General features: G+C 68.3%; 1 protein-coding gene. It reads right to left on the reverse strand.

The features are described from left to right. Window positions 1-540, reverse strand: a 540-nt coding sequence (locus RAC81_RS16955; RefSeq protein ID WP_375083440.1) for a PKD domain-containing protein, incomplete at both ends; no start/stop codon positions are given.

Raw genomic sequence — 540 nt, forward strand, 5'->3', positions numbered from 1 at the left:
GTCGGTGACGGTCAACGTCACCGTGTACGTCCCAGCAGCCCCGTACGTGTGCGACGCGGTCGCCCCAGAGCCATGGCCACTGCCATCACCCCAGTTCCAGTCATACGACGCGATCGACCCGTCCGAATCGGTCGAGCCCGACCCGTCCACCGACACACCCAGACCCGACACCGCCGACGTGAACGCCGCCACCGGATTCACATTCGGAGCCGGAACCGTCGTCCCCGGGATCTTCGCGACCAGGTTGTCGAACCGCACCAGGTACGGCACATTCGACAGACCCGACCCCGCATACGCGGCCAGACCCACCTGACCCGGCGCCTGCAACGCCGCCGTCGAATCCGACGCGCTCACCTGCCACGAACCCGGCTCCGCCGCGCCCGCCTTCCAGACCTTCGCACGCACCGTCGTCGGCGACGTCCCCGACGCCTCCACCCGCACCGTCAACGTCGTACCCGCCGTCACCGTCAGACCCGACACGTTCTGCGACGCGATCGTCACACCACTGCGCTGCACCTGCAACTGCACCGACCCGTTCGT

The sequence above is a fragment of the Microbacterium sp. CR_7 genome, assembly GCF_041954755.1.
GTDB lineage: Bacteria > Actinomycetota > Actinomycetes > Actinomycetales > Microbacteriaceae > Microbacterium.